Origin of the sequence: Methanosarcina sp. UBA5, assembly GCF_002505485.1 — an archaeon.
Taxonomy (GTDB): Archaea; Halobacteriota; Methanosarcinia; order Methanosarcinales; family Methanosarcinaceae; genus Methanosarcina.
In genome coordinates, this window is sequence record NZ_DAVG01000070.1 from 1 (window position 1) to 7,294 (window position 7,294).

Below are 7,294 nucleotides of genomic sequence, written 5' to 3' on the forward strand. Positions count from 1 at the left end.
TAAGTGCCTGGAGCATTTGCAGATCGCGCCGTTGGGCTCTGATTACAGCATCATTATCCTCTGGGTCTACTTGGGGAGATATTGATAATCCCTCCTAAGCGGCCTTAAAAAGAGGTTTTTCCCCCCAATACTGCAGCACTGAGAGCAGCTTTTCATTTTGCAGTTTGAAGGTTGCTTTTTGCAGAATTTTATTAAAGTTCGAAGAGCCATTTTGGCCCACTCCTTCTTTGCTCTAAGCTCCTGTATGAAAAGGACCTCTGGCCTATAATGCCCTATATTATGCTGCGTATCCTTCATGCCCTGCATATTTTTTGATGTGTGTGGTTCATCGTGGAGGTATTGGAAATATCGGACAGATATGTGCAGGATGAAAAAGAAAAAATTAATTTTATCGAGCTTCAGGTAAAAGCACCCCCTTGATGCAAACAGGACAATTTCTCCCATACACCTGCGAACAGTCGTGGAACTGCGAAGTGTCAATTTCGTCTGGTCCTAGGTCAAAAGTTGTCGGGAATTTCTTACCCTGCCATTTCTCGCCACCAGGGCAATCTTTTTTATGCTTCGTGTTCCTCACATCCTGCATATCTTTTGATGATTGTTCCTAGAGCCTTTTCGAACGGATCAGAACTGTTTTCAAGAAAATTAACTGCTTCCTTTCTCGTCGAGTAGGTTTGAGTTGCCCAGGCGACAAAGTTTTTATTTTCTGGTAGCGTTGTTTTCATGCTGCATCTCTCCTTTCAGTTGGTGTAGCACACTCAGCTCTCTCAGATCTTGCAGGGCCTGTGGAGCTGGGTGTTATCTTCAACGAATTGTCATCCATCAGTTCAATGTTCACTGAACTGCTTTGGTCTAATTTTGCGTTCTTTGCCCACGCTGCAGGGAGTGGGCAGAGATAGCTGTACGAAGTCTTTTGGATTTTTCTATTTCCAAAACTGAAGCTCATTTTAACGACCTCCAAAATGTCTATGCCCAGCTTTGTATAAAAAGAATCTCTGTAATTAATTCATATTAATCATAGATGTTTTATATACTACTCAGTTAATTGATATCGTTAATGAAAAAGCAGATTATAATAGATATTTTAAATACTATTAAACTTATTGTACATTATGGTTAGAAAGAAAGGTGCTAACATCGAGGAAACCGGAACGAAGTCCAAAATTATAGAACTTATTCTTAATAATAAAGGACCCATTGAAGAAGCGCAAATGAGGAAAAAAATACATGGCCACTCAGGAAACGTTAATAGGCATTTGCATGAATTATCGGAAAAATTTCAGTGTATAGAGTTGACTAAAACTGTTAAAAAAGGTCGTCGTAAATATAATTTGTGGGATATCACAAAAATCAAACATTTAAAAAATATCAAAGAAACAACTGATAGAATACAACTTAACAAATATGAGAAATCAATAAACTTAATTCTCCGGAACTTTGGATACGATATCAATTCACCTGGGTATATATATTGTTTTATCCGGTTATATATGTCGCGTTCATTTTTTAATGCGTGTTTGGATACAGATTTGAAATCGCTTACTTCTAAAATCCGGAAATATTACCGTTACGAACAAGGGTTTGAAGACGAAGCCCAAATTAAAAAACTTGTAAATGAATGTAATGCTACATATATTAAAGGCAAATTTAATTTTGAAATGTCTTACGAAAGATTCCGGAAAACAATGGAAGAATTGGCTCAACCCCAGCAAAGGGAAGAAATATACACAGATTATGTCTGGCGGACATTTGGAATGCCAAAAGAACAACTAAAAAATAAACACGGGGATTCATTCATAGAAGATAACATCGAGATCGTCAAGGTAAGAGTTGAAAATCTAATTAATGATCCAGAATTTTCTAATGATCCAGAATATCCAGAAGTGCCCAAAAAATGGATAGAAAGTTTTCTTGATAAATTTAAAGAAAAAGTTCCGGAATTATGCAATATTGAACTAACAAAAATCCTAAAAACGGACGATGAATATGAAGACATGTGCCAGAAAATGACTAAATTGTTGTTTTTGATTAAAGAACAGCAGGAGACATTTGAAGACATATATTTTAATTTACTTTTTAAATCTTTCCTTTTCCAGGATATCTTAAATGATAGTGATTTGCCAGAAGAATTAGATTTTGCGGAAAAAACTAAGAAGTATAGAAAAGAGTACAAGGATATACTTAAGAAGAAAGATTATAGACTCGTGGAATCTGCACTCAATCGCTCAATTTTTAACGAACACGAAATTATAAGCGAGTTTATGGCAAAATATAAAATGCCTTCAATTTTGAGTAAAATTTCAGATGACTCGAAAGAGGTATTGCGTGAGTTGTTGGAGTTACATAATTATCATCACCTTACCGAATATTTAGAGGACAATTGATTCAATGAGCGGACCCTCAAATTTCAGTAATATTTATTTCGAATTAGAGACCTCATTACGCTAGCATTTTGCTAGCATTTTAATACATTATACATTAATTTACTTTCTTTTCACATTGAACACATTTATTATTTAGCGCTGAGTTTCCTTACGAGATCCAGAAGTTCTAACATAGTAGTGTTGTCAACCTGCCCTATTGTTTCAGTTTTTATGTCCTGTACTTCCACAGCAAGCTTGTGGTCCAGAACCATGGAACAGGTAAAACAGTATTTTGCGCCTGCTGGATTCTTTGTCTTGCACCTAGGACAGTTAACAGGCTTTAACTCCTCTTCCCTTTCCTTACTATCATCTTCAATAATCCCGTTCTGAGCAAGCAGTTTCTTTTCAATGTCTGCTCCTGAAAGATGAAAGTAGGTTGCAGGCATCCCGCTTTCTTTGGTCCAACCTGCAAATATCCTTAATTCCATTTCGTTAAATCCTCTCTTTGCCAGATCTGTAAGCCTTCCATGCCTAAAAGCATGGGGATAAACATTTTTCTTTACTCCAGCTTTTTCGGCAAGTCCTTTAAGCATATTATTTACAGTCTGCTCATTGAGTCTCCGGTAATTTCCTTCATACTTCCGTTCTGTGATAAACACAGGTGTGTTCGGATTGTCTCTTAAAGGATGCATGTACTTCTGAGCCGACTGGGTAAATTATAAAGGTACATAAATAGTGGAAAAATAATTATTACCTTTAAAAGGTCTGAAAAATACATCAGAATCTAAAATTAATAATTAGGAATTACGTCTTTAATAGGATATTAAGGCAAAATTAGGGCAAAATAAAAGTGCTTTAATCAAAAATTTAAAGTTCTCAAAAAAATATCAAAAACTAAAATAATTAAATTATAGCAATGAAACCGGTTATCATTTTTTATTAAATTTCTTTACAAAGTTCATGATTTCTAACATCATAGTACTGTCAACCTGTCCTATAGTTTCAGTTTTTACGTCCTGAACTTCCACCGCTAACTTGTGATCCAGAACCATGGAACACGTGAAGCAGTACTTTGCTCCTATGGGGTTTCTTGTTTTGCATCGGGGACAATCTATTGGCCTGAGCTTCTCTTCCCTTTCTTTTGTATCGTCCTCTATGATGCCGTTCTTTTGAAGGATCTTCTTTTCAATATCAGCTCCTGAAAGGTGAAGGTATGTTGCAGGCATATTGCTTTCTCGTGTCCACCCTGCAAAAATGCGCAGTTCCATTTCATTGAATCCTCTCATGGCAAGATCTGTGAGCCTTCCATGCCTGAAAGCATGAGGATGAATATTCTTTTTAGCCCCAGCTTTCTTTGCTAGCCCATTCAGCATATTGTTTATAGTTTGAGACTCAAGTCTGCGATATTTGCCCTTATATTTTCTATCCGTAATGAACAGGGGAGCCTCAGGATCATCCCTGAGAGGATGCATATTAATCCATAACTGCAAATCAGGAACGCAATCAATAAGCCTTATCCTTCTCATACCTGTTTTCCCATTGACTATTACTACTGCTCCATATTTGTCAAATTGCACGTGCCCAATATTTGTGTTAATAAGTTCTCCCATTCTAACAGCAGAATCCCAGAGGAACATAATAATAGCCCTATTTCTCTGCGAAGTTGCAGCATCCCTGAGTTCTTTTACATCCTCAGCTAAAATTAGCTCGTCTACAGGTAAGTAATTCTTAGGCTGCCTTGTTTTTATGCCATCAAAGAGATGGGCAGTTGAAACTGTGGTTCCTGGCTCCAATAGATTTATACCTTTAGCATTGAACCACTTATAAAAGTTTTTGAGCACTATAATACCATTATGAACAGTTGTCTTGCTCCTAGTTTCAGTTCTATGCAGAACATAGTTCTCAACGTCTTCAGGTGTAATCTGCCATAAGGGTTTATTTTCTGTAAAATCTGTAAATGGTTTAATGTACCAGACTTCTCCAAAAATAGTTCTTTCCTTCTTCCCCATTAACCTTGCGTGTCGAATATATGCGTCTACCAATTTTTGGTTAAATTCTTGAAAATTTGGCCAGCTTCTCATAATAATAAAACGTGCACTATCTATAAAAAATTATCTTAATCCGATATCATATTATGTGTCGGACTTAAGATCTGATTACGAAGGTATTCGTGGGTTCGAATCCCACCCCTCGCACTAACTTTTTTACATCTAACGTTGGATTTTGCGGCTTTGTAGAAATCCTCAATTTCATCCACATTGAATTTATAATATTTTTATTTATGTTGTACACTAAGATTTTTACTTTTATTTCTTTTACTGGTGATTTCTCAATAGTCAGTTAATATTTTCCAGAGTACTCACACATTCGCTTTTTGCTCTCGTTTTCTGCTTTGTGCACACTCAATTTTCTGTAAGCAGGTAAGCTTAGAGAACTATACAACTTCGTAAAAATACTCATAGAAAAAATATCAGCCACTTACTAATGCACAACCATGTGTTTGTTACGTCAACTATTACATAGACTATTAGTATGAGCTTTTTCTTCGATGAGACAATGATGGAATGCAGAATCATATCAAAAATGCGGTAAATATCTCTTCTGGCCCGGAGGCACATGGATACCCATCCCCTGTTTTACGCCAACGCCCCTACTTCTTCAGGCTTATCCGAATTATAATGCACCCTTACGTTACTCATGCCCATGTCCATTCCAGATAAGTTTTCCACACCATCCTTAGATAATCAGGCATGCTGGTGTTATTTTGCCCCATTAGTCGAAAGTGACTCTTCTTCTGGTATTTCTTGATGCTGGATAGTTCCTAGCATTTTACCTTGTAACGGTTCCTCTTCTTCTGGTATCTCTTGGAGCTGTATAGTCTCACCCATCTTGCCCTGTAATGGCTCCTATCATTTTTCCCTGAAGCGGTTCTGCAGTAAAATGAAGTGAAAAACAGAGTCTGGGAAAGAAGTATGGAGAACCCGAGTCAGCAAGAAAAATATGGTAAAAAAGAGCTTATCTAATACTCGCGTCCGACTGCATTACCCCGAATATGTTTCTCTCGGTATCGAGGCAATATGCGTACCAACCGACTCCACGTATCGGTCTTTTTTCCATAGTGATTTTACCGCCGTGCTTTTGTATCCTGCTCAGGTATTCATCGATATTCGGGACGCCTATTGTGCAGACATAGGTACTTATCGGTGTATCCGCTCCCGGTTCTCTTCCCTGCCTTTTCATCAGACCGCCGTCGATTCCAGGCTCATCTTCATTGCCGGTGATTACATTCCAGTATTCCATCGAACCTTCCGACCTCTCGATTTTCCAGCCGAACACATCCTGATAGAATTTCTTAGCCCTTGCAATGTCTCCTGCGTATATTTCAAAATGAATTACTCTTGGCGTGAGAATTACCTCCTGTCTTATTAGATAATTTGGATGATATTCATATATTAATTTAGGTTTTACTTTTTTAGACACTAAATTTTCTAATCCAGAACGGTATATAGAAGTCATGAAACTATTAGGGGACTCTCAGGAAATTCTTAGGAACCTAGAAGATCCAGACCGGCTTTTTCACTTTGTCTCTCTTTCCTTTTTCTAACACTTAACTTATCTATCAAACCGGCAAGGGATTCGGGCTCTTGAGCGGCTTTTGATCAAAGAATTCAAAAAAAATCTTGTTCTTATTTTTAGCTAAAAATTGGGAGATGTATTCAGTAAACAGTTCCATATCTTCAAGGCCTCTCTGCAGATTTTCATAAAGCCTATCCAGCTCTACTTTCGCATACATACTCGCACATTTCTGAATCCTGAGGCAGGTTCATTCTTCGGGCAAAGGCTTCAGAAGAACACCGATTTCTCCAAGGGTGCGGAATATTTTCCTTGTTAATCTTAGGGCGTTTATTTTCTCCGCTGAAATAATAATTTCCCCAATATCAAACACTTTTCATGACAAGTAATACGCCTGTCGAAAACGAAGTTGCAAGTCGAGAGCCAGCAATATCCACAGGAAAATACAATCCGGAGTGAACTCCAGCAAGTCAGCTAAAACATGAAAGCATTGTAAATATTGCGCCAGTAAATCTTAAGTCTTAAATTGTTAGAGATATTGGTAAATTTTACAAATTTTAAACTGTCTCACTTTTTTTGAGGCCTTAAATAACTTCTAAGCGGAATTTTAAAGTTATTTCTTTTAATTTAATCCCTAATCTTTACACAAAAAAATTATAAGTAATACGCGCTATATTGTACATATAAAATTATTATAGATTACAAAACCAGATCAGGAAATCAAAAATATGTTATTGTTAGACATAACAACTTTTGATCCTAAAAATACCATAGAGTTATTTAAGCGATGGGAAAAGATAGAAAATATGGCTTTTCCAGATGGGTTGAAGGTTATTAACCAGTGGTTTGATGCAGGAGGGGGCCGTGTGATAACTCTGTTTGACGTAGAAACAGTCAAAGACTATCTGGCTTATAATTTGCCATTTACTGATTTATGCCAGATTGATGTGTTTCCTGTCATAGAGGCCAATGATTTTAAAAAGTCCACAGTATACCAGATAGAAAAATTAAGCAGTCCAGAAAATGAGCAATCCAGATAATTCTGTATAAACTACGGATATTCTTTATTTCAGAAAAGTGAAACATGTATAACTATCCAAATTTTTGGATAGTTGAGCCTTGAATAGCATAACTCAACATTTCATTTTCAATTGCTATTTTTGTAGCTTCTCTTATGATAGTCAATTCTAACTTTATTTCTGTTAGAGGGCCCGCCGCGATCAAACGGTACCCAGGTTGGTTTTTTAATGATATCCAATTCTAACTATTAACTTTCATAACTTTCATCGATTTCGGGTTCATTTCTGGGATAATGCAAGTTTTATTCCAATGCATGTATAAATGCCGGCTTTTCCCCAGTT

The 7,294-nt window shown here is 36.8% G+C and carries 8 protein-coding genes; 2 read left to right on the forward strand and 6 right to left on the reverse strand.

Features of this window, described 5'->3' with window-relative positions; translation table 11 throughout:
• Nucleotides 1–66 precede the first annotated feature (66 nt).
• The 3 genes from BP621_RS06800 to BP621_RS06810 all read right to left on the reverse strand — a co-directional run bounded on the left by BP621_RS06800 (nucleotide 67) and on the right by BP621_RS06810 (nucleotide 943).
• Nucleotides 67–444, reverse strand: a complete 378-nt coding sequence (locus BP621_RS06800; protein WP_292388696.1) for a hypothetical protein — start codon at nucleotides 442–444, stop codon at nucleotides 67–69.
• Nucleotides 445–554: 110 nt separating this feature from the next.
• Nucleotides 555–722 carry a hypothetical protein gene (locus tag BP621_RS06805; protein WP_292388697.1) on the reverse strand — a complete coding sequence of 56 codons (168 nt, stop codon included), beginning with the start codon at nucleotides 720–722 and terminating at the stop codon, nucleotides 555–557.
• On the reverse strand, nucleotides 719–943 hold the full coding sequence (locus BP621_RS06810; RefSeq protein WP_292388698.1) for a hypothetical protein: 225 nt from the start codon (nucleotides 941–943) through the stop codon (nucleotides 719–721). Before BP621_RS06810 ends, BP621_RS06805 begins: the two co-directional genes overlap by 4 nt.
• A 166-nt stretch (nucleotides 944–1,109) precedes the next feature.
• Between BP621_RS06810 and BP621_RS06815 the strand changes: the two genes are divergently transcribed.
• On the forward strand, nucleotides 1,110–2,381 hold the full coding sequence (locus tag BP621_RS06815; protein ID WP_292388699.1) for a hypothetical protein: 1,272 nt from the start codon (nucleotides 1,110–1,112) through the stop codon (nucleotides 2,379–2,381).
• 128 nt (nucleotides 2,382–2,509) lie between these two features.
• Here the strand turns inward: BP621_RS06815 and BP621_RS06820 are convergent, their stop codons facing one another.
• The 3 genes from BP621_RS06820 to BP621_RS06830 all read right to left on the reverse strand — a co-directional run bounded on the left by BP621_RS06820 (nucleotide 2,510) and on the right by BP621_RS06830 (nucleotide 5,876).
• Nucleotides 2,510–3,052 carry a site-specific integrase gene (locus BP621_RS06820; RefSeq protein WP_292388700.1) on the reverse strand — a complete coding sequence of 181 codons (543 nt, stop codon included), beginning with the start codon at nucleotides 3,050–3,052 and terminating at the stop codon, nucleotides 2,510–2,512.
• 237 nt (nucleotides 3,053–3,289) lie between these two features.
• The gene (locus BP621_RS06825) at nucleotides 3,290–4,441 is read right to left on the reverse strand and encodes a site-specific integrase (protein WP_292388701.1); all 1,152 of its coding nucleotides are present in this window, start codon (nucleotides 4,439–4,441) and stop codon (nucleotides 3,290–3,292) included.
• Nucleotides 4,442–5,375: 934 nt separating this feature from the next.
• Nucleotides 5,376–5,876, reverse strand: a complete 501-nt coding sequence (locus tag BP621_RS06830; RefSeq protein WP_292388703.1) for a VOC family protein — start codon at nucleotides 5,874–5,876, stop codon at nucleotides 5,376–5,378.
• A gap of 791 nt (nucleotides 5,877–6,667) precedes the next feature.
• Between BP621_RS06830 and BP621_RS06835 the strand changes: the two genes are divergently transcribed.
• Entirely contained in the window at nucleotides 6,668–6,973 is a 306-nt protein-coding gene (locus BP621_RS06835) for a DUF3303 domain-containing protein (RefSeq protein ID WP_292388705.1), read from the forward strand.
• The last annotated feature ends 321 nt before the right edge of the window (nucleotides 6,974–7,294 follow it).

What these genes read in the sequence shown, in the direction of transcription:
- BP621_RS06815 (WP_292388699.1), top strand. Translation starts at nt 1,110, where the DNA reads ATGGTTAGAAAGAAAGGTGCTAACATCGAGGAAACCGGAACGAAGTCC.
- BP621_RS06820 (WP_292388700.1), bottom strand. Translation starts at nt 3,052, where the DNA reads ATGCATCCTTTAAGAGACAATCCGAACACACCTGTGTTTATCACAGAA.
- BP621_RS06810 (WP_292388698.1), bottom strand. Translation starts at nt 943, where the DNA reads ATGAGCTTCAGTTTTGGAAATAGAAAAATCCAAAAGACTTCGTACAGC.
- BP621_RS06800 (WP_292388696.1), bottom strand. Translation starts at nt 444, where the DNA reads ATGGGAGAAATTGTCCTGTTTGCATCAAGGGGGTGCTTTTACCTGAAG.
- BP621_RS06830 (WP_292388703.1), bottom strand. Translation starts at nt 5,876, where the DNA reads ATGACTTCTATATACCGTTCTGGATTAGAAAATTTAGTGTCTAAAAAA.
- BP621_RS06825 (WP_292388701.1), bottom strand. Translation starts at nt 4,441, where the DNA reads ATGAGAAGCTGGCCAAATTTTCAAGAATTTAACCAAAAATTGGTAGAC.
- BP621_RS06805 (WP_292388697.1), bottom strand. Translation starts at nt 722, where the DNA reads ATGAAAACAACGCTACCAGAAAATAAAAACTTTGTCGCCTGGGCAACT.